Here is a 25,574-nt window from a genome sequence, read left to right as displayed (position 1 = left end):
GCCGCAACCGTGGTCACTGAACGCGCCTGGCGCTATTGCGCCGCTTGCGCGAGTTGTCGGCAATACTGTGCGAGCCGACGCGTATCCAAATTGGTCACGCCGAGCAGGAGTCCCTGAGAGAGGGGTGATCGGACACACCATTGAGAAAGAGGCGACGGAGCCAAGCCGAACGAGCGGGCGCGGCCGGCGATCTCCGCATCGGACATTGAGGCGGTTGTCGAGACAATGACCGCGAGGCCAGCAGTGGCTTCGACTTTCAGCGACTTCGACCCGATCTGTGCGAGACCGTCGAGCACGGCCTGCCGGCGAGAGGCGTAGAGGCGCTTCATGCGCCGCAGATGCCGAATATAGTGCCCCTCGCGCAGGAACTCGGCCACCGCGCCTTGAAGTGCCAGGGCTGGAGCCGGAGCCAGGCAGGCGCACACGTCACCGAACCGGCCAGTCATTCCAGTAGGCGCAACGACGAAGCCGAGGCGCAGAGCCGGGGTGATCGTCTTGCTGAAGCTGCCAACATGGAGAACCCGTCCGTCATGATCGAGCGATGCGAACGCCGGAGCCGCCCGGCCGGTCAGTTGCAGCTCGCTCAGATAATCGTCCTCTATGATCCAGGCGTCGCTCCGCCGGGCCCAGGCGAGCAACGCAAGTCTGCGGCTCAGCGACATCGTCATCCCGAGCGGGGCATGTTGCCCTGGCGTGATGATTGCCAGTGCCGCGTCCTGGGCGCTCCGGATGGCACAAGCGACATCCAGGCCTTCGGCGTCGACCGGAACGGTCGTCGCGGTGATTCCAGCCAGATCGAGCGCTTTGCGTGTGATCGGGAAGCTCGGATCCTCGATCAAAGCTCGAGACCCCTCCACTTGCAGCGCCCGCACCGCCAGACCAAGCGCCCCGGAATAACCTCCCGTGACGAACACCTGGGCGGGACTGCACCGAAGACCCCGGGCAATTCCGAGGTAGGCCGCGATCTCCTTTCGCAGTTGCGGGTCACCCCGGGGATCGGGATAGCTGACCGGCGCGGCCGCCGCCCTCCGCGCCGCCCGCGCGACGACGCGCGACCACAGCTTGAACGGAAAGGCGTCCTGTGAGGGCACGCCCATCTGGAACGGCAAGGGTGGCGTTCCGTAGGTTTGGAACAACTCCGGCAGTGGCGCCAAGTCGGGCGACGACAAGGGCGGCGGCGAAAGCGAGCGGCGCTTGGCGACGCGAGTGCCCGCCGCGCCGGCGCCAACGGCGAACTGCTCGTCTATAAGGCGCTGATACGCGACGCGTACGGTGCCGCGCGAGACGCCGAGTTGTGCGGCCATGTCACGCCAAGAAGGAAGCTTTGCCCCCGGGTCCAGCCGCTCCGTCTCTATGGCGTCCCGGAACGCCCGGTAGATCTGCGTCGCCAGCGGCGTCCTTGCGGCACGGTCGACATCGATGGGCAGGACGGTCATTGGGCAATGGTACCATCATTCCCGCCAATCTTGGTCCTGTTTCATAACCAGAGCCGGACACATCTACCGGCCATCGTCACGTAACCAAGGATCGAGGAGACAGTTTCATGAAAGCAATTGTCGTGGAGGACCGGGCCGCAGGGACTGCCGGGATGACCCTGGTGGACCGGCCCGAGCCGCAGGCAGCGATCAACGACGTCGTTGTCCAGGTTCATGCATCGGGATTCGTCCCAACCGAACTCGAGTGGCCATCGACCTGGGCCGACCGCCGCGATCGTGACCGGACCCCATCGATCCCTGGGCACGAACTGGCGGGGGTGGTCACCGCTCTCGGCTACGGCACGACGGGGCTCTCGTTGGGACAACGCGTGTTCGGCCTTGCCGACTGGCACCGCGACGGGACGCTGGCGGAATATGTGGCCATGGAGGCACGCAACCTCGCGCCGCTGCCAGGCGATGTCGACTTCACGGTGGGCGCGAGCCTGCCGATCTCGGGCCTGACCGCATGGCAGGGACTGTTTCAACATGGTCGCCTTCAGGCGGGCCAGAGCGTCATCGCCCACGGCGCGGCCGGCGCAGTCGGGTCGATGGTGACGCAACTCGCACGCGAGGCCGGCGCCTATGTCATTGGCACAGGACGCGCCACCGACCGTCAGAAGGCGATCGGCTTCGGCGCAAATGCGTTTGTCGATCTCGATAACGACACCCTGGAAGACGTCGGTCGAGTCGACCTGGTGTTCGATGTCATCGGCGGCGACATTCAGAAGCGCTCCGCAGCGCTGATTCGAGCCGGGGGCACGCTGGTGACCGCCGTCGGCCCGGCCGAGACACGGCCCGTGGATGGCCTGGTGATTGATTTCGTGGTCGAGTCCGATCGCGCCCAACTGAGTGAGATCGTGCAGCGGGTGCGGGATGGACGACTGCGGACGAACATCGGCAAAGTCGCACGCCTCGACGAGGCGGTCTCCGCCTTCAACTCGACCGAGCGACGCGCCGGAAAAACGGTCATCCGCGTCCGTCCGTGAACCGGCTGGCAGGGGCGCATCGCGCATACGTTCCCTTGCCAACCCTCGTCAGTTGGTGAACTGCAGCCTGGAGAATTTGTTGGCGACGGTCTGGAAGACGTTGGGCAGCTTGGCCGGGTCCTCGACGGCGTAATAGTCGCTGCAGCGTGCCGGGCTCACCTGCCTCCATCAGCGAAAGATCGCCGCCATTCCAGCGGCTCAAAACGTCCCGAAACTATGCATTCTCCGGTCCTGTAGCCATGCTGTCCGTCCCATCCCCAGCCTCCATTCGCTGGCGATAAAACCGGACAACTCATGTGCTACCTAATCCGGACGACTCATGTGCTTACGACAATCCTGGCTGCCGCCCTTGCCTTCCCGGGAAATTGCTGTATAGACGCCTCCAATCTGCCGGTCCTTGCTGGGGGCTGAACGGAGGGCCGTGGTCTTTCAAGGCCACGACACGAAGCCAGAAGGGCTTCCAGCCTCCCGTGTCTCCGCTCTCGACCGTCTCGCGATGCTCCTTTCTTCCCCGCTCCGTCGGGTCAGACAAGTTGCAGAGGCTTAGCCGCGAGGGCCGGACAGAGAAACGAAGAAAGGCAGAAAGACATAATGGCTCTTTACGAACATGTGTTTCTTGCCCGGCAGGACCTGTCGCAGCAGCAGGTTGACGCGCTTGTCGAACAGTACAAGGGCGTCATCACCGCGAATGGCGGCTCGGTCGGCCGGATCGAGAACTGGGGACTGAAGTCCCTCACCTACCGGGTCAAGAAGAACCGGAAGGCTTACTACACGCTGATGGACATCACCTGCCCGCCAGCCGCGCTCAACGAAATGGAGCGCCAGATGGGCCTGTCGGAAGACGTCCTGCGCTTCCTGACCATCAAGGTCGAGGCGCATGAGGAAGGCGTTTCGGCGATGATGCAGAAGCGCGAAGAGCGCTCCGAGCGCGGCGGCTTCGGCGACCGCGACCGTGGCGATCGTGGCCCGCGTTCCTTCGGCGACCGCGACCGCGGCGACCGTGGTCCGCGTTCGTTCGGCGACCGTGACGGCGGCGACCGTGGTCCGCGCCGCCCGCGCGAAGGCTCTGAAGGGGGTGCAGAATAATGGTCGACATCAACCAGATCCCGACCCGGCGTCCGTTCCATCGCCGCCGCAAGACCTGCCCGTTCTCCGGCGCCAATGCGCCCAAGATCGACTACAAGGACGTGCGTCTCCTGCAGCGCTACATTTCCGAGCGCGGCAAGATCGTCCCGTCGCGCATCACCGCCGTCAGCCAGAAGAAGCAGCGCGAGCTCGCCAAGGCGATCAAGCGCGCCCGTCGCCGCGACGGTTTCATACCAAATCCCGAGTTGGGGCCTATGCCTCTAACTGCCCAGACAGGCAGGACAGCGACAAGAGCGGCGACGCCGCGCCAAGCTTCCTGACCTGTTCCTATTCATTCAGCGTCGATCCTCGATCGACCCAAGACGAAGGAACGAAACCATGGAAGTCATTCTCCTCGAGCGCATTTCCCGCCTCGGCCAGATGGGCGAGACCGTGAAGGTCAAGGACGGGTTCGCCCGCAATTTCCTGCTGCCGCAGGGCAAGGCGCTGCGCGCCAACGAAGCCAACAAGAAGAAGTTCGAGGGCCAGCGCGCCCAGCTCGAAGCCCGCAACCTGGAGCGCAAGTCTGAAGCCTCCAAGATCGCCGAGACGCTCGACGGCAAGAGCTTCATCGTCGTGCGCTCGGCCGGTGAGACCGGCCAGCTCTACGGCTCCGTGTCGACCCGCGACATCGCCGAGCTGCTCACCGCCGAGGGCTTCACCGTCAGCCGCAACCAGATCGAGCTCAACCAGCCGATCAAGACCATCGGCCTCTCCAACGTGGCGATCGCGCTGCATCCGGAGGTCCAGGTCACCGTGACGCTCAACATCGCGCGTTCGGCCGACGAGGCGGAGCGCCAGGCCAAGGGCGAGACGCTGACCACCGCCGAGGCAATCTATGGCGAGGACATCAACGACAACGCCCGGCCGGAGAATTTCTTCGACCCGAACGCCGAATTCGAAGGCGGCGAAGAGAACGCCTAATCACTGCATTTCCGAAGCGTCGCTTCGGCCCGCAGACGTCCGGGATTTCTGGACCAACGCCCGGGTCTCCGACCCGGGCTTTTTTGTGCCAAAAGGAACTTTTCGACACCCCATATCTTGTGCACATTACAGCGTGGCGCGTCGATTGGACGCGGACGACGCGCTGTGGCACTTTCGTTCTGGCATTCCAGTCCGATTACCGGGTGATCCGACTGAGGGGACATTTGGTCATGAATATCCTTTTGAAGCACGTTCTCGAACGCCTGGTGCGCGCCGGCGACCTCAAGGTGACCGGACCGAAGGGCACGACGCACAGATTCGGCGACGGCAGCGGCGAGCCGGTGCATATCCACATCAAGACGTCGCATGCCGAGCGTGCCATCACCTTCGATCCGATGCTGGCGGTGCCCGAGGCCTATATGGACGGCGAATTGGACGTGCTGGAGGGCGGCGTTCTCGGGCTGATGCGCATCGCGTTCCAGAACATGGGCTCGAGCGGCATTGACGTGTCCTGGTCGAAGGCGATCGAGGGTCTGCGCCATGCCTTCCGCCGGCTGCAGCAGATCAACACCGCCGCGCGCTCGCGCCGCAACGTGCAGCGCCACTACGACCTGTCGGGCGAGCTCTACAAGCTCTTCCTCGACGAGGACATGCAGTATTCCTGCGCCTATTTCGAGCAGCCTGACATGACGCTGGACGAGGCGCAGCTTGCCAAGAAGCGCCACATCGCCGCAAAGCTGCGGCTCAAGGCTGGCCAGACGGTGCTCGACATCGGCTCCGGCTGGGGCGGGCTCGGCCTCTATCTCGCCAGGATCTTCGACGTCGACGTGCAGGGCGTCACGCTGTCCACCGAGCAGCATGGCGTCGCCACCGATCGCGCGCATGCGCAAGGCCTGCAGGACCGCGTGCATTTCGAGCTCAAGGACTATCGGCACATCAACGAGCGCTTCGACCGCATCGTGTCGGTCGGCATGTTCGAGCATGTCGGCGTCAACCATTACCGAACCTTCTTCGACAAGACCGCGACGCTGCTCAAGCCGGACGGCGTGATGCTGCTCCACACGATCGGCCGTTCCGGCGTGCCGTGGGCGACCAGCGCCTTCGTCCGCAAATACATTTTCCCGGGCGGTTACATCCCGGCGATGTCGGAGGTGATGCCGGCGATCGAGAGGTCGGGCCTGGTGGTGACGGACATAGAAATCCTGCGGCTGCACTACGCCGACACGCTGAAGCACTGGGGCGCACGCTTTGCCGCCAACCGCGACAAGGCCAAGGCAATCTATGACGAGCGCTTCTGTCGGATGTGGGAATTCTATCTTGCTGCCTCGGAAGCCGCCTTCCGCTGGCAGGACCTGGTGATCTTCCAGTTCCAGATCGCCAAGAAGAACGACACGCTGCCGATGACGCGCGACTACATCGCCAAGTGCGAGAAAGCGTTGGAGCTGCGCGACCACGACCGTCCAGAACCGGCTGCGCCTGCCGCCACGCCCAAGCCGACCCGTCGCCGCAAGGCGGTGGAATAGACACGCATTGCCGCTTGCCATCGCGGGCTGACGCCATGAAAAAGGTCTCGTTCGCGAGACCTTTTTCATGACCTATCTCATCTATACCGCCGCAGCGCTTGCCGAGATCGCCGGCTGCTTTTCGTTCTGGGCGTGGTGGCGGCTGGAGAAATCGCCGCTCTGGCTTCTCCCAGGCCTCGCATCGCTGGCGCTGTTCGCCTTCCTTCTGTCGCTGGTCGGGACGGAGGCGGCGGGCCGCGCCTACGCCGCCTATGGCGGCATCTACATTGCGGCTTCGCTTGGCTGGCTCTGGCTGGTCGAAGGGGTGCGTCCCGACCGCTGGGACTTGGCGGGCGCAGCGCTCTGTATCGTCGGCGCCTCCGTCATCCTGCTTGCGCCGCGCGGGATTTGAGCGATGGAGCTTCCTGCCCAGCTGCGCCAAGGCGTCGACAGCATGCTCGAGAAGGTGCCGCTGCCGGTGCTCAAGCAGGCTGCAAAGACGCTGTCCGAACGCTACCGCGCCGAGCTGCGCGACGGCCGCCTGCATATGGGCGAGGACATGGCGGTCAAGGCCTATCTGGCGACGCGGCTGCCCGCCACCTATGCCGCCGTGCGCGCCAGCCTAACGGCGTTGGCCGATTCGCGACCGGATTTCCAGCCGGGGACGTTGCTCGACATCGGCGCCGGACCTGGCACGATGCTTTGGGCCACGACAGACGCCTGGCCGGAGCTGGAACAGGCGGTTCTAGTCGAGGCAAGCGCCGCGGTACGCAAGGTCGGGCAGTCGCTCGCAGCCGGCACGATCGCCGCCCGCACCGAATGGGTCGCCGGCGACGCCACCATCGATCTCGATGGCCTCAAGCCCGCCGACCTCGTCAGCATCGCCTATGTGCTCGACGAAGTCGCGCCGGCCTCGCTGCCGAAGCTCGTCGATCGCCTCTGGCAGCTTACCGTCGACACGCTGTTCGTCGTCGAGCCCGGCACGCCCGCCGGCTGGCAGCGCATGCTTGCGGCGCGGCAGCAACTGATTGCCGCCGGCGCGCATATCCTGGCACCCTGTCCGCATGAGGGGCCCTGCCCGCTCGCGCCGCCCGACTGGTGCCATTTTTCGCGCCGCGTCGCCCGCTCGCGCCTGCATCGCCTGGTCAAGGAGGCCGACGTGCCATGGGAGGATGAGAAATTCGTCTATCTCGCTGCCTCCCGGCAGCCGGCGCGGGCGCGCTTGCCACGGGTGATCGCACCGCCGAAAGGCGGCTCCGGCAAGGTTGTGCTGAAACTCTGTCAGCCGGACGGCAGCGCCGACGAGCGCCTGTTCAGCAAGCGCGACGGCGATGTCTTCAAGGCGGCTCGACGGGCGGACTGGGGCGACACGCTGCGATAGGAATTTTCTTGTTTTGTTCTCTTTTGAAGAGCTATCTTCAGCCTCTTCGATTCGAGTCAATGACGATTCTTTCCACCAGAAAATTTTGGCTGTGAATCGCGAGCATCAAGGTCGGTCAGAATCGTACTGTTGCAGAAAGGTCAGCATCGAATCTTCCCGTTCTGATATCGAGGAGGCGGGATCGAAATCGGGGATATCATGGCAGAGGCGGCACTGAAATTCGGCGCGGCGGAAACGCCGCTTTATCGCGAGGCACCGAACAACATCGAGGCCGAGCAGGCGCTGCTTGGCGCCATCCTCGTCAACAACGACGCCTTCTACCGTGTCTCGGATTTCCTGAAGCCTGCGCATTTCTACGAGCCGCTGCACCGCCGCATCTTCGAAGTCGCGTCCGAGCTGATCCGCATGGGCAAGATCGCGACGCCGATCACGCTGAAGACCTTCCTGCCGGCCGACGAGAAGGTCGGCGACATGACGGTGGCGCAATATGTCGTGCGGCTCGCCGTCGAGGCCGTCACCGTCGTCAATGCCACCGACTACGGCCGCGCTATCTACGATCTCGCGACGCGCCGCGCGCTGATCACCGTCGGCGAGGACATGGTCAACATCGCTTATGACGCGCCGGTCGACATGTCGCCGTCCGAGCAGATCGAGGACGCCGAGCGCCGTCTGTTCGAGCTCGCCGAAACCGGCCGCTATGACGGCGGCTTCGAAAGCTTCAACGATGCGGTCAAGACCGCCGTCGACATGGCCAACGCCGCCTATATGCGCGACGGCCATCTCTCCGGCATTTCGACCGGCCTGCGCGACCTCGACCGCCGCATGGGCGGCCTGCAGCCCTCCGACCTGATCGTGCTCGCCGGACGCCCCGGCATGGGCAAAACCTCCTTGGCCACCAACATCGCCTTCAACATCGCCGAGGCTTACGTCCCGGCACAGCAAGCCGACGGCACATTCAAGGCCGCCAATGGCGGCGTCGTCGGCTTCTTCTCGCTGGAAATGTCGTCGGAGCAGCTCGCCACCCGCATCATCTCCGAACAGACCGAGATCTCGTCCTCAAAAATCCGTCGCGGCGAGATCACCGAGATGGATTTCGAGAAGCTGGTCGCCTGCTCGCAGACGATGCAGAAGATTCCGCTGTTCATCGACCAGACCGGCGGCATCTCGATCGCGCAGCTTTCCGCCCGGGCACGTCGGCTGAAGCGGCAGCGCGGCCTCGACCTCATCGTCATTGACTATATCCAGCTGATGCAGGGATCGAGCGCGCGCGCCTCGCAGAACCGCGTCCAGGAAATCACCGAGATCACCACGGGCCTCAAGGCGCTCGCCAAGGAGCTCGGCGTGCCGATCATCGCGCTGTCGCAGCTGTCGCGCCAGGTCGAAAGCCGCGACGACAAGCGCCCGCAACTCTCGGATCTTCGCGAATCGGGCTCGATCGAGCAGGACGCCGACGTGGTGCTGTTCGTCTATCGCGAGGAGTATTACCTCAAGAACCGCGAGCCGAAGCTCGGCACCGAGGAATACGTCAAGTGGGAAAACGAGATGAACGAGGCGCGCGGCAAGGCCGAGTGCATCGTGGCCAAGCAGCGCCACGGACCGACCGGCACCGTCAGCCTCGCCTTCCACGGCGAATTCACGCGCTTCTCCGATCTGGCGGAAGAGCATCATCTGCCGGAGAGGTTTGAGTAGCTCTTTGGCCAAACCCCGCGTTCAGTTCGTCTGCCAGAATTGCGGCTCGGTGCATCAGCGCTGGGCCGGCAAATGCGATGCCTGCGGCGAGTGGAACACGCTGGTCGAGGAAGGCACCGCCGGCGGCATCGGCTCAGGGCCGGCCAACACGCGCAACGCTCGCAAGGGCCGCGCCGTGGTGCTGACCAGCCTCGCCGGCGACATCGAGGACGCGCCGCGCATCGTGTCGGGCATCGGCGAGCTCGACCGCGCCACCGGCGGGGGCTTCGTGCGCGGTTCGGCGCTTCTGGTCGGTGGCGATCCCGGCATCGGCAAGTCGACGCTTTTGACGCAAGCCGCCGCCGCGCTCGCCTCCAAGGGCCATCGCATTGTCTATGTCTCGGGCGAGGAAGCGGTCGCGCAGATCAGGCTGCGCGCCCAGCGCCTTGGCGTCGCCTCGACGCCGGTCGAACTCGCAGCCGAAACCAATGTCGAGGACATTCTGGCGACCATCGCCGACGGCAAGCGGCCGGACCTCGTCATCCTCGATTCCATCCAGACGCTGTGGACCGACCTTGCCGATTCGGCGCCGGGCACCGTCACCCAGGTGCGCGCGTCCGCTCAAGCCATGATCCGCTACGCGAAATCCACGGGTGCTGCGATCGTGCTCGTCGGCCATGTCACCAAGGAGGGGCAGATCGCCGGCCCGCGTGTGGTCGAGCACATGGTCGACGGCGTGCTCTATTTCGAGGGCGAAGGCAACCACCATTTCCGCATCCTGCGCACGGTGAAGAACCGTTTCGGGCCGACGGACGAGATCGGCGTGTTCGAAATGTCGGACAAGGGTCTGCGCGAGGTCTCCAATCCGTCCGAGCTTTTCCTCGGCGAACGCCATGCAAAGTCGCCGGGCGCCGCGGTGTTCGCGGGCATGGAAGGCACGCGGCCGGTGCTGGTCGAAATCCAGGCGCTGGTGGCGCCCTCCTCGCTCGGCACGCCGCGCCGCGCCGTGGTCGGATGGGATGGCGCGCGGCTGTCGATGGTGCTTGCCGTGCTCGAGGCGCATTGCGGCGTGCGCTTCGGCCAGCACGACGTCTATCTCAACGTCGCCGGCGGCTACCGTATCTCGGAGCCGGCGGCCGATCTGGCGGTCGCCGCCGCGCTGGTTTCGTCGCTCACCGGTCTTGCCCTTCCCGCCGATTGCGTCTATTTCGGCGAAATCAGCCTATCGGGCGCCGTGAGGCCCGTTGCGCATGCGCAGCAGCGCCTCAAGGAAGCCGAAAAGCTGGGCTTTGGAAGCGCGGTGCTGCCGCTTGGCAGCGAGGAAGTTGCCGGGGGGATCGGGGCCGGCGCGTTCCAGCCCACCGAGCTTGCCGACCTTGTGGCGCGCATAGCCGGCTCACGGCGCGGCCGTGCCGACGACGAGGAGTGATGCGGCTCATCAGGCCGCGAGACAGGAAGTGGGGCGAGAACCATGCCGATTACGCTGCTTGACGGAATCCTCGTTGGCTTCACCCTGGTCTCGGCAATGCTCGCCATGGTGCGCGGCTTCTCCCGCGAAGTGCTGTCGGTGGTTTCCTGGGCAGCAGCGGCGGCGGCGGCGTTCTTCTTCTATAAGCCGGTCCTGCCCTATGTGCAGCCCTATATCGACAACGACAAGATCGCGATGGCTGCTTCCGCGGGCATCGTCTTCCTCATCGCGCTGATCGTCGTCTCCGTCATCACCATGAAGCTTGCCGACTGGATCATCGATTCGCGCATCGGCGCGCTCGACCGGACGCTCGGCTTCCTCTATGGCGCGGCGCGCGGCATCCTGGTGGTCGCGGTGGCGCTCTTGTTCTTCAACTGGCTGGCTGGCGCCAAGGCGCCCGCCTGGATCGCCAACGCCAAGTCGCGGCCGTTGCTCGAGACGATCGGCGCCAAGCTCCAAAGCGTGCTGCCCGAGAACACCGAGGAGCTGGTCAACAAATACACGCATAAGGGCACGCCGCAGACCGGCGCGCCGGCCACGACCGACCAGCCCGCAGCCGAGCCGCCTGCCACCGGCGACGACAACGCGACGGCGCCTGACGACAGCGAGGGCGAGGCCCCGGCCGACAGCGAACCGGCCACGCCCGCGCCGGCCCCAGCTCCCGCTCCGGCGCCGGCGCCGGCCCCGGCTCCCGCTCCGGCGCCGGCAAATTGAAGTGCAGGCCAGCCACAGTGCTGGCCTGAGGCAATTTGTGAATGCCTGACGAGGTGCGTTGCGTTCCGTGAGAGATCGCCCTATATGGCGGCTTTAGCGGAGCTTGAGCACCAGATGGCAGACTCAACGGCAGGCAATGTCCTTTCCGCCGAGGCCGACGACCATTTCCACGACGAATGCGGCGTGTTTGGCATCTTCGGCCGGCAGGACGCGGCGGCCATTGTCACGCTCGGCCTGCACGCCCTGCAGCACCGAGGCCAGGAAGCGGCCGGCATCGTCTCCTATGACGGCACCCAGTTCCATGTCGAACGCCATGTCGGCCTGATCGGCGACACCTTTACAAAGCAACGCGTCATCGACAGCCTCCAGGGCAATCGCGCCATCGGCCACACTCGCTACGCCACGACGGGCGGCGCCGGCGTGCGGAACATCCAACCCTTCTTCGCCGAGTTGTCGGAGGGCGGTCTTGCGGTAGCCCATAACGGGAACCTCACCAATGCGCTCACCGTGCAGCGCGCGCTGCAGAAGCAGGGCTCGATCTTCTCCTCGACGTCAGACACCGAGACGCTGCTGCATCTGGTCGCGACCAGCAAGGAGCGCGATCTGAACTCGCGCTTCATCGATGCCGTACGCCAGGTCGAGGGCGCTTTCTCGCTGGTGGCGATGACAGCCAAAAAGATGATCGGCTGCCGCGATCCGCTCGGCATCCGTCCGCTGGTGCTGGGCGATCTCGACGGCGCCTGGATCCTTGCTTCGGAGACCTGCGCGCTCGACATCATCGGCGCCCGCTTCGTGCGCGACATCAAGCCCGGCGAGATGGTGGTCATCACCTCCAAGGGGATCGAGAGCATCTTCCCGTTCGAGCCGCAGAAGACGCGCTTCTGCATCTTCGAATATGTTTATTTCGCGCGGCCGGATTCCTCGGTCGAGGGCCGCAACGTCTACGAGGTGCGCAAACGCATTGGTGCGGAACTGGCGCAGGAAAACCCGGTCGAGGCCGACATCGTCGTGCCCGTGCCGGATTCCGGCACGCCGGCCGCGATCGGCTTCTCACAGGCCGCCGGCATCTCCTTCGAGCTCGGCATCATCCGCAACCACTATGTCGGCCGCACCTTCATCCAGCCCGGCGATTCGATCCGCCACATGGGCGTGAAGCTCAAGCACAATGCCAACCGCCGCATGATCGAGGGCAAGCGCGTGGTGCTGGTCGACGATTCGATCGTGCGCGGCACCACCAGCCAGAAGATCGTGCAGATGGTGCGCGACGCTGGCGCGAAGGAAGTGCACATGCGCATCGCCTCGCCGCCGACCAGCGCATCCTGCTTCTACGGTGTCGATACGCCCGAGAAGTCGAAGCTGCTTGCTTCGCGCATGTCGGTCGAGGAGATGGCGGAGTTCATCCGCGTTGATTCGCTCGGCTTCTTGTCGATCGACGGGCTCTACCGCGCCGTCGGCGAGGCGCGCCGCGACAACGACCAGCCGCAATTCTGCGACGCCTGCTTCACGGGACAGTACCCCACCCGCCTGCTCGACTTCGAAGGCCACGACAATGTGCGCACGCTGTCGCTGCTAGCGTCGAGCGGGTCGTAGGTCGCGGTATCTGTTTTGACGCAATTCCGGACGGAAAACCGTCAGACACCTTTCCTGGAATTGCTTTAGCCCACGGAAATTCTCGCATGACCCTCGATCTTTCCGGCCGCGTCGCGGTCGTCACCGGCGCCTCGCGCGGCATCGGCTATTTCATCACCAGGGAACTGGCGGCGGCCGGCGCGCATGTGATCGCGGTTGCGCGCACGGTCGGCGGACTGGAAGAGCTGGATGACCAGATCAAAGCCGATGGCCGCGGACAGGCGACGCTGGTACCGCTCGATTTGACCGACATGCCGGGCATCGATCGTCTCGGCGGCGCAATCCATGAACGCTGGGGCAAGCTCGACATCCTCGTCGCCAATGCCGGCGTGCTCGGCGTCATCTCGCCGATCGGCCATGTCGAGGCCAAGACTTTCGAGAAAGTGATGACCGTCAACGTCACCGCGACCTGGCGGCTGATCCGTTCGGTCGATCCCCTGCTGCGGCTCTCCGACGCCGGGCGCGCCATCGTCATGTCCTCCAACGCCGCGCATTCGGCGCGTGCCTTCTGGGCGCCCTACGCGGCGTCCAAGGCCGCGGTCGAGACGATGATGCGTTCCTGGGCGCATGAGACCGAGAGCCTGCCGCTGAGGGTGAATGCCGCAGATCCGGGCGCCACCCGCACGGCAATGCGCGCGCAGGCCATGCCCGGCGAGGATCCGGAGACGCTGCCGCACCCTGCCGAGATCGCCCGGCGCATCGTGCCGCTGGCAAGTCCGGCGTTGAAGGAGACAGGCCTGATCTTCCAGGCCAAGCACAACCGCTTCGTCGCCTACCGTCAGCCGGAATAAACTCGAGTTCAGAAAAGCGCGTCGCGGTCGACCGAACCCGCTTGGGCGAAGGCCCTCTTCACGGGTCTGTGAACGGCTCTGCGGAAGCGTGTACCGCCGCCCTGCTTTCGCCATCCGAGGGGAGTTGCTAGGATTGATCCGACTCCCACATCCAGCAAAGAGGAATTTCCATGGCCGCCACTCCCAGCGTAGCGTTGGTCTGGTATCTGGTGATCGCCGGCCCGCAAGGCGGCATGGTGGTGCTGCCCAGCACCTTCGACACCCGCGAGCAATGCACCAACGCCATCACCGAATATCAGAAGCAGCCGACGCCGCAGGGTTGGGCCGTGCAGTGCGTGCCGAGCGCCTCACCCTTTACCGATGAAGGGGACGCCGAGACGCCGTCGGCGCAGTAGGGGGCTGATCTCTCCTTCCTTGAAGGGCGCGACCTTCTGCTTCGTCATTCTAGGGCGGAGCAAGGAGCGAAGCGACGCGCGCAGACCCTGGAATCCATGCCGCTACGGTCAGGCGTTGTTGCGATTACAGAATTCTGCACCGCTGCGCCTCACGGCAAGGGTCACGGCATGGATACTCGGGTCAAGCCCGAGTATGACGAAGGCATGGGCCGCGCTGTAGCGCTAAGTGCCTGACGTCGGCGGGACAGCGCCCCCCACAAGGGGGGAGATTGGCTGTATCAGCGCCCCGCGCTCACGCCCAACGCCGGCTTGTTGTTGATCGTCTGGAACACCACGCAGTAGCGCTCCGTCAGCTTCATCAGCGAATCGATGCGCTCCTGCGGCTCGTCGGTGTCGAGGTCGAATTTCAGCCTTATCGCGCGAAAACCGACCGGCGCGTCGCGGGCAACGCCGAGCGTGCCGCGGAAATCGAGGTCGCCCTCGGCCTCGACGGTGGCGTTGCCGAGCTTGAACTCCAGCGCGGTAGCCACCGCCTTCAGCGTCACGCCCGCGCAAGCGACCAGCGCCTCCAGCAACATGTCGCCCGAGCATAGCTCGAGGCCCGAGCCGCCGGTGGCCGGATGAAGGCCGGCAACCGAGAGCGCCCTGCCCGTCTCGACCTTGCAGGCGATCGACTGGTCGTCGAGCGTGCCGCGCGCTCTCAGCGTGATCAGCGCCTTGGCGGCATCGTCGCGATAGGCTTCCTTCAGCGGAGCCTGCATGGCCTTGAGTGCGGTCGCGTCCATTATGCGGTCCTCTTCGATACGTCTCCGAGCTTGATAGCACTGTTACGCCGGCGGGACAGCGCCCCCCTCTGTCCTGCCGGACATCTCCCCCACTTGGGGAGATTGGCAGCTTCGCCGGTGGCGTCCTTTCGTCAACGTCGGAGATTGGCGAAGGCCGACGCGACATCTGATCTCCCCCCTCGTGGGAGGAGATGACCGGCAGCCCAGAGGGGGCGCGAAGGAACTCGACGTTTGCTAATAGTTTCTTTGACTTCATTCGTTCCGGCCATACTTTTGCGATGTCCTTCCGCGCGGAGCCGTCATGCGATCCAAGCTCATCTCTCTTGCTTTCCTGGCGCTCGCCGCCTTCGCTCAGCCGGGCTTCGCCGCGGAAGCACCCGAGCGCCCGGCGCCCCAAGGCGGCGTGCTGTCACTCTTGCCGCCGCCGCAGGTGACCGAGCATTCGATCACGCTTGGCGGGCGCAAGCTGGACTACCAGGCCAAGACCGGCACGCTGTCGCTCCTGTCGGGCAAGGGCGAGGTCACGGCCGAGATCTTCTATGTCGCCTACACGCAGCAGTCGCCCGCCCCGGCCAAGGATCGGCCGATCACGTTCGTCTTCAATGGCGGGCCGGGCGCGGCGTCTGCCTACCTGCATCTCGGCGCCATCGGACCCCGCATCGTCGAGACCGCCGCCGACGGCGAATTCCGGCGGCCGCCGCAAAAGCTCATCGACAATCCCGACAGCTGGCTCGACATGAGCGACCTCGTCTTCGTCGATCCGGTCGGCACCGGCTACAGCCGCGAAGCGCCGGGGCATGAGGGCAAGGAATTCTGGAGCGTCGACGCGGACGCCAGCTCGATCGGGGCCTTCATCCGTCTCTATCTGGCGCAGAACGGCCGCACCGGATCGCCGCTGTTCCTCGCCGGCGAAAGCTATGGCGGCTTTCGCGCGGCGCTGCTTGCCCGCACGCTGCAGGAGGATGTGGGCCTGAGCCCCAGCGGCATCGTGCTGATCTCGCCGGCGCTGGAGTTCATGCTGGTGCGGCCCGACCAGTTCGATCAATTGCATTGGGCGCTGGAGCTGCCGTCGCTGGCGGCGACCCGCATGAAGGGCGATGGCGTGAGCGGCGACGCGCTGCGCGGCAGGCTGGCCGAGGTCGAGCATTACGCGCTCGGCGATTACCTGACGGCGTTGAACAGCGGCCTGGAACAAGGCGGCAAGCTCGCCAGCGGACGCGTTTCGGAGATCACCGGCCTGCCGCTCGAGCTCGTCCAGCGCAATTTCGCCCGCATCCCTATCGGGCTTTTCGCCAAGGAATTCCAGCGCGCCACGGGCAAGGTGCTCAGCCCCTATGACGCCACCATCGGCACCGCCGACATCGCGCCGCAAAGCGCGCGCGACGCCGGCCCCGATCCGGTTCTCGACCGCAGCGTTCCGGTGCTGACCTCCGCCTTCGTCGCCTATGCCCGCGAAGAGCTCAACTACCGCACCGATGTCAGCTACCGGCTGCTCAATGGCGAGGTCACCCGCAACTGGGACTACGGCACCTCGGGCCAGGGCTATGCCGGCGTGATGAACGACTTGCAGCGGGCGCGTTCGCTCAATCCTGCCCTCGGTGTCGTCATCGTCAACGGCTATACCGACCTCGTCACGCCCTATCTCACCTCGCGCTATCTGGTGAACCAGCTTCCTTCGCTATCAAATGCCAAGCCGATCAGTCTCGACGTCGTCGAAGGCGGGCACATGATGTATCTGCGGCCCGACGGACGGCGCGCACTGAAGGACGCGGCATCGGAACTCTACCAGGCGACGCAGTAGTCCTCGACCAGCCTCCGGCAACGGGCAACGACCTGCGCCAACGCAAGCGCCGCGCTGGAGCAGCGCCGTGCAAGCTTTCGCCCGTATAGCTGGAGCAACGGTCCCGACTGGGGCGGAACCGCCTCACGCAAACACGCTGAAACCGCATGGCCGAAGTCGTCGTCCTCGAAAGCCGCGAAAGGGTGCTGGCCGGCATCCTGTTCACGGCTGCCGCCTATTTCCTGTTTTCGGCGCAAGACGCGTCGATCAAGCTTCTGGTCGCCGGGATGACGGTCTGGCAGATCATGTTCGTGCGCTCGATCGCCGTGCTCCTCGGCTGCGGCGCCATCGGCGGGAAGCGGGTGTTCGCCGACACGATCGACTCGCCGATCGTCAAGCCGATGCTGGTGCGCAGCGCCTTCACGCTGGCCGCCTGGCTTTGCTACTACAACGCCGCACGCTCGCTGCAGCTCGCAGAGCTCACCACCATCTATTACGCAGCACCCATCATCGTCACCGTGCTGTCGGTGCTGATTCTGGGCGAGACCGTGCCGCTGCTACGCTGGATCGCGGTGTTCATCGGTTTCGTCGGGGTATTTATCGCCTGCGATCCGACGCGGCTCGGCCTTTCCGTGCCGGTGCTTCTGGTGCTGGCTGCCGCCGTGCTGTGGGGCATCGCCGTCGTGCTCTTACGCAAGACGGCACTGCAAGAGCGCACGACGGTCCAGCTCGTGCTCAACAATTTCTATTTCCTGCTCTTTTCGGCGGTGCCGGCGCTGCTGTGGTGGCGCATGCCCGATTGGCGGCAGCTTCTTTTGCTCATCAGCGTTGGGGCACTCGGCGGGGTGGCGCAATATGCGCTGTTCGAAGGCATGAAGCGCGCGCCGGTGTCGATCGTGGCGCCGTTCGAATACACCTCGCTGGTGTGGGCCTTCGCGCTGGGCTACGCCATCTGGGGCGACGTGCCGCGCACGGAGGTGTTTATGGGCGCGGCGCTGATCATCGGCGCCGGCCTGCTCATCGTGGGCAATGAAGGTTTCCGCAAGCGGGAGCAGGCCTGATGACAGAGGGCTGTCAGGATTCCCCGGTTAGGCTGGCACCATGACGGACACGCTTGACATGCCGGAGAAGCTCACGCCTGCCGCCGCCGACGCAGCGGCCGAGCGCACGCTCGGCATTATCCTGGTGTCGGCATCGGCCATCGCCTTCGCGCTCACCGGCGTGCTGACCAAGTCGATCCATGCCGATCCTCTGACCATCACCTGCTGGCGCGGATTTTTCGGCTCGATCCTGATCGCGCTCTACGTGCTGCGGCGTCGCCGCCGCTCGGGCGGGCGTGAGAGCCTGAGACTGGGCTGGCGCGGCTGGCTGCTCGCGGTCGAGGGTGCCGCCGCCAGCATCGCCTTCATCTCGGCGTTCAAATACACCTATGTCGCCAATGTTGCGGTCATCTACGCGACCTCACCCTTCATCGCCGCACTTCTCGCCTTCCTTCTGGTGCAAGAGAAATTCCGGCTGCAGACGATGATGGCCGCGGCCGTCTCGCTGTGCGGCGTCGCCATCATGGTGGGCGGCGGCCTCGGCAGCGGCCATCTGTTCGGCGACGGGCTGGCGCTTTTGATGACCACGGGCAGCGCGCTCTACATGATCATGGTGCGCGCCTTCCGCAACTCGCCGGTCGTGTGGGCGGGCGCGGTCTCGGCCTTCCTGCTCTTCGTGCTCGGCTGGTTCGTCACCGATCCGCTGGCCGTCTCGACGCGCGACGTGGTGCTGCTTGCCGCCTTCGGGTGCTCCTTCGCGCTGGCCTCTATCCTGTGGACGGAAGGCTCGCGGCTTGTCCCTGCCGCCGAATCCGGTCTGCTGGGCTCGGCCGAGGTGCCGTTCGCCATCCTGTTTGCCCTGATCTTCCTCGGCGAAGCCCCGCCCATGGCCAGCGTCATCGGCGGCGCCATCGTGCTTTGCGCGGTCTTTGCCCATGCCGGCCGCGACTGGCTGAGGGCCAAATCGGCGCGCTCGTAAAAATATTTCGCCAGTCACGGAACCATCGTCCGGCTCAGGCATTGTTAGCTTGACGGGTCACCCCCCAAGTCCCCCCAAACCCCTCGACCCGTCCGACTAGAAGCCGACCCGCAAAAAGGTCGGCTTTTTCTTTGGGGACTTCCTGGCCGGTTACGACGGCAGGGCGAGGCCATCGCCCAGCAGCTCAGCCAAATCCCGCGCCGGGCGCGGAGCTTCGCGACCGAGCCGGATGGCGAAGTCGGCCATCGGCAATGGCGGCAGGTCGAGATCGGCAGGCGCTTCGACGATGCCGGAATGGGCAAAGCGCCGGGTGCGCGGCGTCAGTGCGATGCCCGCATTGACCGCGGCACGCAGGCCGGCAAGGCTGGCGCTGCCGCCGGCGATCCGGTAGCGGCGGCCGGCGGCATCGAGCGCGTTGAGCGCTGCATCGCGGAAGCCGCAATAGGGATCGAGCAGCGCCAGCGGCACGGCTTCCGACCGGGCCGCCAAGCCCTTTTCCGAGCAAAGCCACAGCATTGGCTCGCTGATCATGGCCGTTTCGTCCGGCGACGGAGCATGGCGCATGGTGATCGCGAGGTCCAACTGGGCTGCCTGCAGCGCCGAGCCGAGCTCCAGGGATCGGCCGACACGCAGCTCGATCCTCACACGCGGATGGCTGAAGGCAAAGGCTCTGAGCAAGTCCGGCAGCCCATGGTCGGCGAAATCCTGCGTCGTGCCGATGGCGATGCGGCCGCCGGCGCGCGCGCCTTTTAGCGCCAGCCATGCCTCGGTGTGCACGGCAAGGATGCGCCGGGCATGACCGACAAGGTCCTCACCGGCCGGCGTCAGCCCGCGTCCCCTGCCCTGCGGAGTGAGCAAGGGCTCGCCGACGATCTCCTCCAGCCGCTGCATCTGCGCGGTCACCGCCGACGGCGTGCGGCCGACGGCGGACGCGGCCCTGGCGAGCGAGCCGCCGTCGACAAAGGCCAGAAAGGTCTTCAAAAGGTCAGGATCGAGGGTTTCCACACTTCGATGATATCGAAGTGTTTCTCAAAAACAATTCGATTTTATTGATGTTATCATGATGGCATGATTCTCCATCGAAGGCGCGAGACGCCAAACTCGATGGAGACGAAAAAATGCCGATCATCAACATCAGCGTCACCGGCAAGCCCGACGCGAAGCTGTCGGCCGCGATCGCCAAGGACATCACCGAGATCACCGCCAAGGAGCTACGCAAGGACCCGACGATCACCGCGGTCGCGGTCAACTATATCGATCCGCAGCACTGGTTCGCCGGCGGAAAGTTGCTGGCCGAGCATGGGACCAACACGTTCTGGCTGGACATCAAGGTGGTCGACGGCACCAACACCAAGCTCGAGCTCGAAGCCTATCTCAAGGCAATCTTCGAGGCTTTCGGCCGGCTGCTCGGTGGGGTGCATGAGGAGAGTTATGCCTTCGTGCACGAAGTACCGGCGCCGGCTTATGGCTATGGCGGCAAGAGCCAGGAATTCCGCTTCATCAGCGGCAGGCTAAAGACGGCATAGCGCCGTCTCGCCCTTGTCTTCTTGTGCGGAAGGGGGCGCCGCGCCTGCCCTGCATTGACCTTGCCCCCACTTCCGCTACCCTCTGCCACTGAAGCGGCCGCGCAAGAGCCGCGCCCTGGAGGAGACTGGGAGAGCGGCATGATCCTGACCCTGGCGCTGCTGGCAGGCCTTGTCTTTGCCTGGCTGCTGATCGCCGTGATCGAAAGGTTCCGGCTCGACCTGCGCTTCACCCAGGCGCTGCTCTATGTGCCGTTCAAGCTCGCCTATCGCATCGCTGACAACCGCGTCCGTATCGCTCGCAGCGCCAAGACCCCGGTCATCTATGTCGTTTCGCACCAGTCGCGCATCGAGCCGGCGCTGATGCTGTCGCTGCTGCCGGATGACACGCTGCATATTCTCGACGACGCCTCCGCCCGCGCGCCCTGGCTGGAGCCGTGGCGCGAGCTTGCGCGCACCATCGCCTTCAACGCCGAGCATGTCTTCGTCAGCCGGCGCCTAGTGCGCCTGCTGAAGGGCAAAGGGCGGCTCGCCGTCTACCTGCCGGACAATGTCGAGCCGGATGTCAAATCCTTCAGGCTGTTTCGTGCCATCACGCGCATCGCCATGCAGGCCGACGCGCGCATCGTGCCGATCTTCGTTGCCGGCACGCGCGACCTGCCGGTCTCGCTGACGCCGAAGGAGAAAGCGCCTCGCCACTGGTTCCCGCGGCTTTCGGTGAGCGTGCTGGAGCCGATGACCATAGCCGAACTGGTGGCGCGCAACCCCGAGATGGCCTCAAACACCAACGCGCTGTTCGACCGTTTCGCCGAGGCGCGGCTCTACGGCACAAATCTCGACCGCGGCCTGTTCCTTGCCATGCGCGACGCCGCGGACCGCGTCGGCCCGTCGCATACGATCATCGAGGATGTGATCTCGGGCTCGCTCAGCTACCGCAAGATGTTCATCGGCGCGCGCGTGCTCGGCCGCCGTTTCGAGGCGGTGACGGCGCCCGGCGAAGCGGTCGGCGTGCTCTTGCCCAACGCCAATGGCGTGGTGCTCACCTTCGTCGGCCTGATCTCGGCGAGCCGCGTTGCGGCGATGATCAACTACACGGCCGGCCCGGCAAGCGTGACCGCGGCTGTCAGCACTGCCGTCATCCGTACCGTGGTCTCCTCCCGCGCCTTCATCGAAAAAGCCGGCATCGACGACATCGTCGCCGCGGTCGAGGCGGGCGGCGCCAGGATGCTGTGGCTGGAGGATGTGCGCGCCGGCGTGACCACCCTGGACAAGGTCGCCGCCGCGCTTTTGTGGCGCTTTCCGCTGCAGCGGCAGCAAGCCTCGAAGCCCGCTGTCATCCTGTTCACTTCCGGCTCTGAAGGCACGCCGAAGGCAGTGGTGCTGTCGAACCGCAGCCTGCTTGCCAATGTCATGCAGGCCGAGGCGCGCGTGTCCGTCTCGCCGGCCGACATCCTGCTCAACGTGCTCCCGGTGTTCCATTCTTTCGGGCTCACCGGCGGCACCATCCTGCCGCTGGTGCTAGGCATAAAGCTGTTCCTCTACCCCTCGCCGCTGCATTACAAGATCATCCCTGAGATCGCCCGCAAGGTGAAGCCGACCGTCATGTTCGGCACCGATACCTTCCTCGCCAATTATGCCCGCACCGCCAAGGATGGCGACTTCTCAAGCCTGCGCTTCGTCGTGGCCGGCGCCGAGGCGGTGAAGTCGGAGACGCGGCGCACCTACCGCGACCGCTTCCAAGCCTCGATTGTCGAAGGTTTCGGACTGACCGAGGCCGCGCCCGTAGTGGCGGTGAACACCTCCATCCACGGCCGCGACGGCACTGTCGGACGGCCTCTGCCGGCCATCCGCATGAAGCTGGAGCCCGTCGAAGGCATAACCGAGGGCGGGCGGCTGTGGCTTGACGGACCGAACATGATGATGGGCTACATGAACGCCGACCGTCCCGGCGAGTTGCAGCCGCTGGAAGGCTGGCACGACACTGGCGACATCGTCTCGATCGACCGCGAGGGCTTCATTACCATCCGCGGCCGGGCCAAGCGCTTCGCCAAGATCGCCGGCGAGATGGTGTCGCTGGGCGCAGTCGAGATGCTGGTGCAGTCGCTCTGGCCGGAAGAGCGTCACGCGGCGGTGGCCGTGCCCGACAAAAGGCGGGGCGAGCGCATCGTGCTGGTCACCACCGCCGAAGACGCTAGCGCAGAGGAACTGCGCCAGTTCGGCAAGAAGGCCGGCGCGGCGGAGTTGATGGTGCCCAACGACATCATCAAGGTGGAAGAGATCCCGGTGCTGGGCTCGGGCAAGACCGATTACGTCTCGGCGCGAAAGCTGGCAATCGATCGCTTGGGGCTGGGTGTGGCGGCGTAGCGCGCCGGCTACCCGATATCCGAAGGTGGCACCTTCTCGCCCTCGCGCATGGCCCGCTTCGAATAGGCGCGCACGCTGAACGGCAGGAAAAGCAGATAGCCGGCGACCGAAGCGGTCAGCGTGTACCAGGGATAGGTCATCAGCAAGAGGATGTAGAGCACCACGCCGAGGATGACCGGCAGCACCCTGTCGCCAGGCACCTTGACGCTCTTGCCCGAATAGACCGGCAGCCGGCTGACCAGAAGGAACGCGATGAGCACGGTGAAGCCGGTGGCGATGAAGGCGGCCGGCCGGGACGGCTCCAGCCCGAGCCGAAGGAAATAGAGGTAGAGCGGCAGCATGACCAGGACCGCGCCCGCCGGGGCCGGCACGCCGACGAAATACTCGGTCTGCCATGCAGGCTGGTCGTGGTCTTCGGCCAGGACGTTGAAACGGGCAAGCCGCATGCCACAGGCGATGGTGAAGAGAAGTGCGGCGATCCAGCCCGGCGAGCCGGCGCGGTCGAGCAGGAAGGCATAGAGCACCAGCGCCGGCGCCACCCCGAAATTGACGATGTCAGCCAGCGAATCCATCTGCGCGCCGAATTTCGAGGTGGCCTTCAGCATGCGCGCCAGCCGTCCGTCGATGCCGTCGAGGAAAGCGGCGAGCAGCACCATGACCACCGCGATCTCGAAACGGTTCTCGAAGGCGAAGCGGATGCCGGAAAGGCCGGCGCAGATGGCGAGCACCGTGACCAGATTGGGCAGCACCATGCGCATCGGAATCTCGCGGATGCGCGGACCGCCGCTGGCATGGGCCTCGAATTTTTTGAACGGCGCGCCCAACGCTCAGGAAATCCTCACCAGAGGCGTGACCGCCGTGCCGCCGAATTCGGCAAGCACCGTCTCGCCGCCCACAGCCGTCTGGCCGACCGCGACGCGCGGCACAGCATTCGGCGGCAGGAAGACGTCGACACGCGAGCCGAAGCGGATCAGGCCGAAACGCTCGCCGATCGCTATCGAACCCCCAGCCTCGGCCCAGCAGACGATGCGGCGCGCCACCAGGCCGGCGATCTGGACGGCGGCGATCGCGCCGTTGGGGCTGTCTATGACCAGCCCGTTGCGCTCGTTCTCGGAGCTTGCCTTGTCGAGCTCGGCATTGAGGAATTTGCCGGGCTTGTGCTCGATGCGAGTGATCCGCCCACGCACCGGAGCGCGGTTGATGTGGCAGGAAAACACGTTCATGAACACCGAAATGCGGGTCATCTCGCCGGAGCCCAGGCCAAGCTCGCTCGGGGGCACGGCAGGCCCGACCGCCGAGATCACGCCGTCGGCCGGGCTCACCACCAGTCGGTCGTCGACCGGCGTGACGCGCTCGGGGTCGCGGTAGAAATAGATGCACCAGGCGGTGAGGATCAGCCCGATCCAGAACAGGATCGAGGAGAAATAGCCGAGAAACAGCGTTACCGCGGCGAAGGCGGCGATGAAGGGATAGCCTTCGCGATGAATCGGAACGAACGTATTCTTGACCGAGTCGAGAAGCGTCATAGGGCTTGGGGGCGGTCCCTGTTTCAGGTTGCGCCTCAATAGCCGAAAGCCCCCCTCCCCGCAACGCAACAATATCCAGCGTGATTCCGATCACTGTAGACGCCGGCGGGACGGAGGGGGCGCGAAGGAATGCAACGATGACCCTTCTGCCATTGTCGGGAAGCAGTCCACTCATCCGTCCTAGGCTGGACAACGCGCCCACGGAGCCAGCCAATGTCGTCGTCGAATAGCGCCAGGAAAGCCAATCTCGTCATCGAGGGTCTCGCCTTCGGCGAGTCACCGCGCTGGCATGACGGCCGGCTCTGGCTGTGCAACTGGGGCACCGGCGAGATCGTCGCCGTGGACGAGGGCGGCAAAAGTGAGGTCATGCTCAAGGTGCCGGTCGTCCTGCCCTATTCGATCGACTGGCTGCCGGATGGACGATTGCTTGTCGTATCCGGGCGGCAGGGGCTTCTGCTGCGGCGGGAAGCGGATGGAACGCTCGCCACCCATGCCGATCTGCGGGGGCTGTCGAAGAACCCCTGGAACGAAATCGTCGTCGATGGGCGCGGCAACATCTACGTCAATGGCGGCGGGCCGGCGCCGGCGCCGGGCGAGCATTTCGGACCGGGCACCATCGTGCTGATCACGTCGGACGGGGCAATGCGGCAGGTCGCCGAGGATATCGCCTTCGCCAACGGCATGGCGCTGACGCCGGACAACCGGACGCTGATCGTGGCCGAATCCCACGCCAAGCGATTGACCGCATTCGACATCGCAACGGATGGTGGCCTTTCCAACAGGCGCGTCTGGGCCGATCTCGGCAACGACTATCCCGACGGCATCTGCATCGATGCCGAAGGCTGTGTCTGGTATGCCGACGTGCCTAACCGCCACTGTATCAGGGTGCGCGAAGGCGGCGAGAAAATCGACGCAGTCGAGGTCGATCGCGGCTGCTTTGCCTGCATGCTGGCCGGGGGCGACGGCAAGACGTTGTTCATCCTCGCCGCCGAATGGCGAGGTTTCGAGCATATGGTCAGCGACGCCCGCACCGGTCAGGTGCTGAGCGCCGCTGTTTCCGTGCCCGGCGCCGGATGGCCCTCCTACGCTTCTGGCACGCGCTGATAGTTGGCGATGTCAGCCTTGACGCCAAGGCGCGCGATCGTGTCCTGCGCGCTGAAGGCGATCCGCTCATGCGCGGCCTTCACGATCGGCACCACTCTGTCGACGGCGTCCTGGCTTTCCCACTCGACCATGGTGACGATGTTGAACTCGCCCGGACCGGAGAACTGCTCGAGCAGGAAATCCTGCACGAAGCCTTCCTGTTGACGCAGCAATTCATGCGTCATGAAGACCTTGCTCAGGATTTCGTCACGCGCTTCGACCGGCACAACGAATTTGTCGACCCGGAACACGCTGCCGGTGCGGTGATTTTTGGTGCTCATTTCTTGTCCATCTCCGTTTGGAAGGGTTTGCCTGGCAGGTGGCTCGGAGACGGTTTGCAAGCTCAAGATAGGTTGAGGTCAAGGGGGAATTTTCA

The 25,574-nt window shown here is 65.1% G+C and carries 24 protein-coding genes and 1 pseudogene; 19 read left to right on the top strand and 6 right to left on the bottom strand.

Going from position 1 to position 25,574, the window contains the following annotated elements:
• Window positions 1-32: 32 nt before the first annotated feature.
• Window positions 33-1,436 (bottom strand): PLP-dependent aminotransferase family protein, encoded by a 1,404-nt coding sequence (locus P9272_RS21810; RefSeq protein ID WP_278162131.1) that lies wholly within the window; start codon window positions 1,434-1,436, stop codon window positions 33-35.
• Window positions 1,437-1,543: 107 nt separating this feature from the next.
• On the opposite strand from P9272_RS21810, the gene P9272_RS21805 reads away from it, so the two are divergent.
• The 13 genes and pseudogenes from P9272_RS21805 (at window position 1,544) to P9272_RS21745 (ending at window position 14,058) form a co-directional block, all read left to right on the top strand.
• Complete coding sequence (locus P9272_RS21805) at window positions 1,544-2,461, top strand: NADP-dependent oxidoreductase (RefSeq protein WP_278162130.1); 918 nt, start codon at window positions 1,544-1,546, stop codon at window positions 2,459-2,461.
• 591 nt (window positions 2,462-3,052) lie between these two features.
• Window positions 3,053-3,547, top strand: coding sequence for a 30S ribosomal protein S6 (gene rpsF, locus P9272_RS21800; RefSeq protein ID WP_128257675.1), 495 nt, complete (start codon window positions 3,053-3,055; stop codon window positions 3,545-3,547).
• Window positions 3,547-3,762, top strand: a pseudogene (gene rpsR, locus P9272_RS21795) (30S ribosomal protein S18); the annotation flags it as partial. The gene rpsF and the pseudogene rpsR, both read left to right, overlap by 1 nt.
• Before the next feature lie 163 nt (window positions 3,763-3,925).
• Entirely contained in the window at window positions 3,926-4,510 is a 585-nt protein-coding gene (rplI, locus tag P9272_RS21790) for a 50S ribosomal protein L9 (protein ID WP_095816078.1), read from the top strand.
• 230 nt (window positions 4,511-4,740) lie between these two features.
• Window positions 4,741-6,033, top strand: a complete 1,293-nt coding sequence (locus P9272_RS21785; RefSeq protein WP_278162129.1) for a cyclopropane-fatty-acyl-phospholipid synthase family protein — start codon at window positions 4,741-4,743, stop codon at window positions 6,031-6,033.
• A gap of 67 nt (window positions 6,034-6,100) precedes the next feature.
• A complete protein-coding gene (locus P9272_RS21780; RefSeq protein WP_128257673.1) occupies window positions 6,101-6,424 on the top strand; it encodes a YnfA family protein in 324 nt (107 codons plus the stop codon).
• 3 nt (window positions 6,425-6,427) lie between these two features.
• The gene (locus tag P9272_RS21775; RefSeq protein ID WP_278162127.1) at window positions 6,428-7,393 is read left to right on the top strand and encodes a small ribosomal subunit Rsm22 family protein; all 966 of its coding nucleotides are present in this window, start codon (window positions 6,428-6,430) and stop codon (window positions 7,391-7,393) included.
• A gap of 198 nt (window positions 7,394-7,591) precedes the next feature.
• Entirely contained in the window at window positions 7,592-9,082 is a 1,491-nt protein-coding gene (locus P9272_RS21770) for a replicative DNA helicase (RefSeq protein ID WP_041010739.1), read from the top strand.
• A 4-nt stretch (window positions 9,083-9,086) separates the two neighbouring features.
• Window positions 9,087-10,490 carry a DNA repair protein RadA gene (radA, locus tag P9272_RS21765; RefSeq protein ID WP_128257671.1) on the top strand — a complete coding sequence of 468 codons (1,404 nt, stop codon included), beginning with the start codon at window positions 9,087-9,089 and terminating at the stop codon, window positions 10,488-10,490.
• A 42-nt stretch (window positions 10,491-10,532) separates the two neighbouring features.
• On the top strand, window positions 10,533-11,243 hold the full coding sequence (locus P9272_RS21760; RefSeq protein ID WP_278162124.1) for a CvpA family protein: 711 nt from the start codon (window positions 10,533-10,535) through the stop codon (window positions 11,241-11,243).
• 114 nt (window positions 11,244-11,357) lie between these two features.
• Window positions 11,358-12,833, top strand: coding sequence for an amidophosphoribosyltransferase (purF, locus tag P9272_RS21755; protein ID WP_278162123.1), 1,476 nt, complete (start codon window positions 11,358-11,360; stop codon window positions 12,831-12,833).
• 86 nt (window positions 12,834-12,919) lie between these two features.
• On the top strand, window positions 12,920-13,663 hold the full coding sequence (locus tag P9272_RS21750) for an SDR family NAD(P)-dependent oxidoreductase (RefSeq protein ID WP_278162122.1): 744 nt from the start codon (window positions 12,920-12,922) through the stop codon (window positions 13,661-13,663).
• Between the two features lie 170 nt (window positions 13,664-13,833).
• The gene (locus tag P9272_RS21745) at window positions 13,834-14,058 is read left to right on the top strand and encodes a hypothetical protein (RefSeq protein ID WP_041008353.1); all 225 of its coding nucleotides are present in this window, start codon (window positions 13,834-13,836) and stop codon (window positions 14,056-14,058) included.
• Window positions 14,059-14,336: 278 nt separating this feature from the next.
• Here P9272_RS21745 and P9272_RS21740 read toward each other — a convergent pair whose 3' ends face one another.
• Window positions 14,337-14,843, bottom strand: a complete 507-nt coding sequence (locus tag P9272_RS21740) for an OsmC family protein (RefSeq protein ID WP_278162121.1) — start codon at window positions 14,841-14,843, stop codon at window positions 14,337-14,339.
• Window positions 14,844-15,144: 301 nt separating this feature from the next.
• Between P9272_RS21740 and P9272_RS21735 the strand changes: the two genes are divergently transcribed.
• The 3 genes from P9272_RS21735 to P9272_RS21725 all read left to right on the top strand — a co-directional run bounded on the left by P9272_RS21735 (window position 15,145) and on the right by P9272_RS21725 (window position 18,642).
• The gene (locus tag P9272_RS21735) at window positions 15,145-16,644 is read left to right on the top strand and encodes a peptidase S10 (protein WP_278162120.1); all 1,500 of its coding nucleotides are present in this window, start codon (window positions 15,145-15,147) and stop codon (window positions 16,642-16,644) included.
• Window positions 16,645-16,790: 146 nt separating this feature from the next.
• Complete coding sequence (locus P9272_RS21730) at window positions 16,791-17,684, top strand: DMT family transporter (protein ID WP_128257665.1); 894 nt, start codon at window positions 16,791-16,793, stop codon at window positions 17,682-17,684.
• 40 nt (window positions 17,685-17,724) lie between these two features.
• Window positions 17,725-18,642, top strand: coding sequence for a DMT family transporter (locus P9272_RS21725; RefSeq protein ID WP_278162119.1), 918 nt, complete (start codon window positions 17,725-17,727; stop codon window positions 18,640-18,642).
• A gap of 150 nt (window positions 18,643-18,792) precedes the next feature.
• Here the strand turns inward: P9272_RS21725 and P9272_RS21720 are convergent, their stop codons facing one another.
• Complete coding sequence (locus tag P9272_RS21720; RefSeq protein WP_278162118.1) at window positions 18,793-19,647, bottom strand: LysR substrate-binding domain-containing protein; 855 nt, start codon at window positions 19,645-19,647, stop codon at window positions 18,793-18,795.
• A 113-nt stretch (window positions 19,648-19,760) separates the two neighbouring features.
• Between P9272_RS21720 and P9272_RS21715 the strand changes: the two genes are divergently transcribed.
• A complete protein-coding gene (locus tag P9272_RS21715) occupies window positions 19,761-20,168 on the top strand; it encodes a 4-oxalocrotonate tautomerase family protein (protein WP_128257663.1) in 408 nt (135 codons plus the stop codon).
• Window positions 20,169-20,306: 138 nt separating this feature from the next.
• Window positions 20,307-22,529, top strand: coding sequence for an AMP-binding protein (locus P9272_RS21710; RefSeq protein ID WP_278162116.1), 2,223 nt, complete (start codon window positions 20,307-20,309; stop codon window positions 22,527-22,529).
• 8 nt (window positions 22,530-22,537) lie between these two features.
• Here P9272_RS21710 and pssA read toward each other — a convergent pair whose 3' ends face one another.
• Both pssA and P9272_RS21700 read right to left on the bottom strand, forming a co-directional pair.
• The gene (gene pssA / locus P9272_RS21705; RefSeq protein ID WP_278162205.1) at window positions 22,538-23,281 is read right to left on the bottom strand and encodes a CDP-diacylglycerol--serine O-phosphatidyltransferase; all 744 of its coding nucleotides are present in this window, start codon (window positions 23,279-23,281) and stop codon (window positions 22,538-22,540) included.
• 75 nt (window positions 23,282-23,356) lie between these two features.
• Window positions 23,357-24,055 (bottom strand): phosphatidylserine decarboxylase, encoded by a 699-nt coding sequence (locus tag P9272_RS21700; protein WP_278162115.1) that lies wholly within the window; start codon window positions 24,053-24,055, stop codon window positions 23,357-23,359.
• Between the two features lie 213 nt (window positions 24,056-24,268).
• Here P9272_RS21700 and P9272_RS21695 point away from each other — a divergent pair, with 213 nt between their 5' ends.
• The gene (locus tag P9272_RS21695) at window positions 24,269-25,159 is read left to right on the top strand and encodes an SMP-30/gluconolactonase/LRE family protein (protein ID WP_278162114.1); all 891 of its coding nucleotides are present in this window, start codon (window positions 24,269-24,271) and stop codon (window positions 25,157-25,159) included.
• Here P9272_RS21695 and P9272_RS21690 read toward each other — a convergent pair.
• Window positions 25,138-25,479 carry an antibiotic biosynthesis monooxygenase gene (locus tag P9272_RS21690; RefSeq protein WP_128257658.1) on the bottom strand — a complete coding sequence of 114 codons (342 nt, stop codon included), beginning with the start codon at window positions 25,477-25,479 and terminating at the stop codon, window positions 25,138-25,140. The genes P9272_RS21695 and P9272_RS21690 overlap by 22 nt on opposite strands.
• Window positions 25,480-25,574: the final 95 nt, after the last annotated feature.

The sequence above is a fragment of the Mesorhizobium sp. WSM4976 genome (genome assembly GCF_029625685.1).
GTDB lineage: Bacteria > Pseudomonadota > Alphaproteobacteria > Rhizobiales > Rhizobiaceae > Mesorhizobium.
This window is presented reverse-complemented; position numbering and strand designations above follow the sequence as displayed.

Coding starts and splice junctions, on each gene's coding strand:
- P9272_RS21805 (WP_278162130.1), top strand. CDS start 1,544: ATGAAAGCAATTGTCGTGGAGGACCGGGCCGCAGGGACTGCCGGGATG.
- P9272_RS21710 (WP_278162116.1), top strand. CDS start 20,307: ATGATCCTGACCCTGGCGCTGCTGGCAGGCCTTGTCTTTGCCTGGCTG.
- P9272_RS21780 (WP_128257673.1), top strand. CDS start 6,101: ATGACCTATCTCATCTATACCGCCGCAGCGCTTGCCGAGATCGCCGGC.
- rpsF (WP_128257675.1), top strand. CDS start 3,053: ATGGCTCTTTACGAACATGTGTTTCTTGCCCGGCAGGACCTGTCGCAG.
- P9272_RS21745 (WP_041008353.1), top strand. CDS start 13,834: ATGGCCGCCACTCCCAGCGTAGCGTTGGTCTGGTATCTGGTGATCGCC.
- purF (WP_278162123.1), top strand. CDS start 11,358: ATGGCAGACTCAACGGCAGGCAATGTCCTTTCCGCCGAGGCCGACGAC.
- P9272_RS21775 (WP_278162127.1), top strand. CDS start 6,428: ATGGAGCTTCCTGCCCAGCTGCGCCAAGGCGTCGACAGCATGCTCGAG.
- P9272_RS21740 (WP_278162121.1), bottom strand. CDS start 14,843: ATGGACGCGACCGCACTCAAGGCCATGCAGGCTCCGCTGAAGGAAGCC.
- pssA (WP_278162205.1), bottom strand. CDS start 23,281: ATGGTGCTGCCCAATCTGGTCACGGTGCTCGCCATCTGCGCCGGCCTT.
- P9272_RS21770 (WP_041010739.1), top strand. CDS start 7,592: ATGGCAGAGGCGGCACTGAAATTCGGCGCGGCGGAAACGCCGCTTTAT.
- P9272_RS21730 (WP_128257665.1), top strand. CDS start 16,791: ATGGCCGAAGTCGTCGTCCTCGAAAGCCGCGAAAGGGTGCTGGCCGGC.
- P9272_RS21735 (WP_278162120.1), top strand. CDS start 15,145: ATGCGATCCAAGCTCATCTCTCTTGCTTTCCTGGCGCTCGCCGCCTTC.
- P9272_RS21690 (WP_128257658.1), bottom strand. CDS start 25,479: ATGAGCACCAAAAATCACCGCACCGGCAGCGTGTTCCGGGTCGACAAA.
- P9272_RS21785 (WP_278162129.1), top strand. CDS start 4,741: ATGAATATCCTTTTGAAGCACGTTCTCGAACGCCTGGTGCGCGCCGGC.
- rplI (WP_095816078.1), top strand. CDS start 3,926: ATGGAAGTCATTCTCCTCGAGCGCATTTCCCGCCTCGGCCAGATGGGC.
- P9272_RS21810 (WP_278162131.1), bottom strand. CDS start 1,436: ATGACCGTCCTGCCCATCGATGTCGACCGTGCCGCAAGGACGCCGCTG.
- P9272_RS21715 (WP_128257663.1), top strand. CDS start 19,761: ATGCCGATCATCAACATCAGCGTCACCGGCAAGCCCGACGCGAAGCTG.
- P9272_RS21700 (WP_278162115.1), bottom strand. CDS start 24,055: ATGACGCTTCTCGACTCGGTCAAGAATACGTTCGTTCCGATTCATCGC.
- P9272_RS21750 (WP_278162122.1), top strand. CDS start 12,920: ATGACCCTCGATCTTTCCGGCCGCGTCGCGGTCGTCACCGGCGCCTCG.
- P9272_RS21760 (WP_278162124.1), top strand. CDS start 10,533: ATGCCGATTACGCTGCTTGACGGAATCCTCGTTGGCTTCACCCTGGTC.
- P9272_RS21695 (WP_278162114.1), top strand. CDS start 24,269: ATGTCGTCGTCGAATAGCGCCAGGAAAGCCAATCTCGTCATCGAGGGT.
- P9272_RS21725 (WP_278162119.1), top strand. CDS start 17,725: ATGACGGACACGCTTGACATGCCGGAGAAGCTCACGCCTGCCGCCGCC.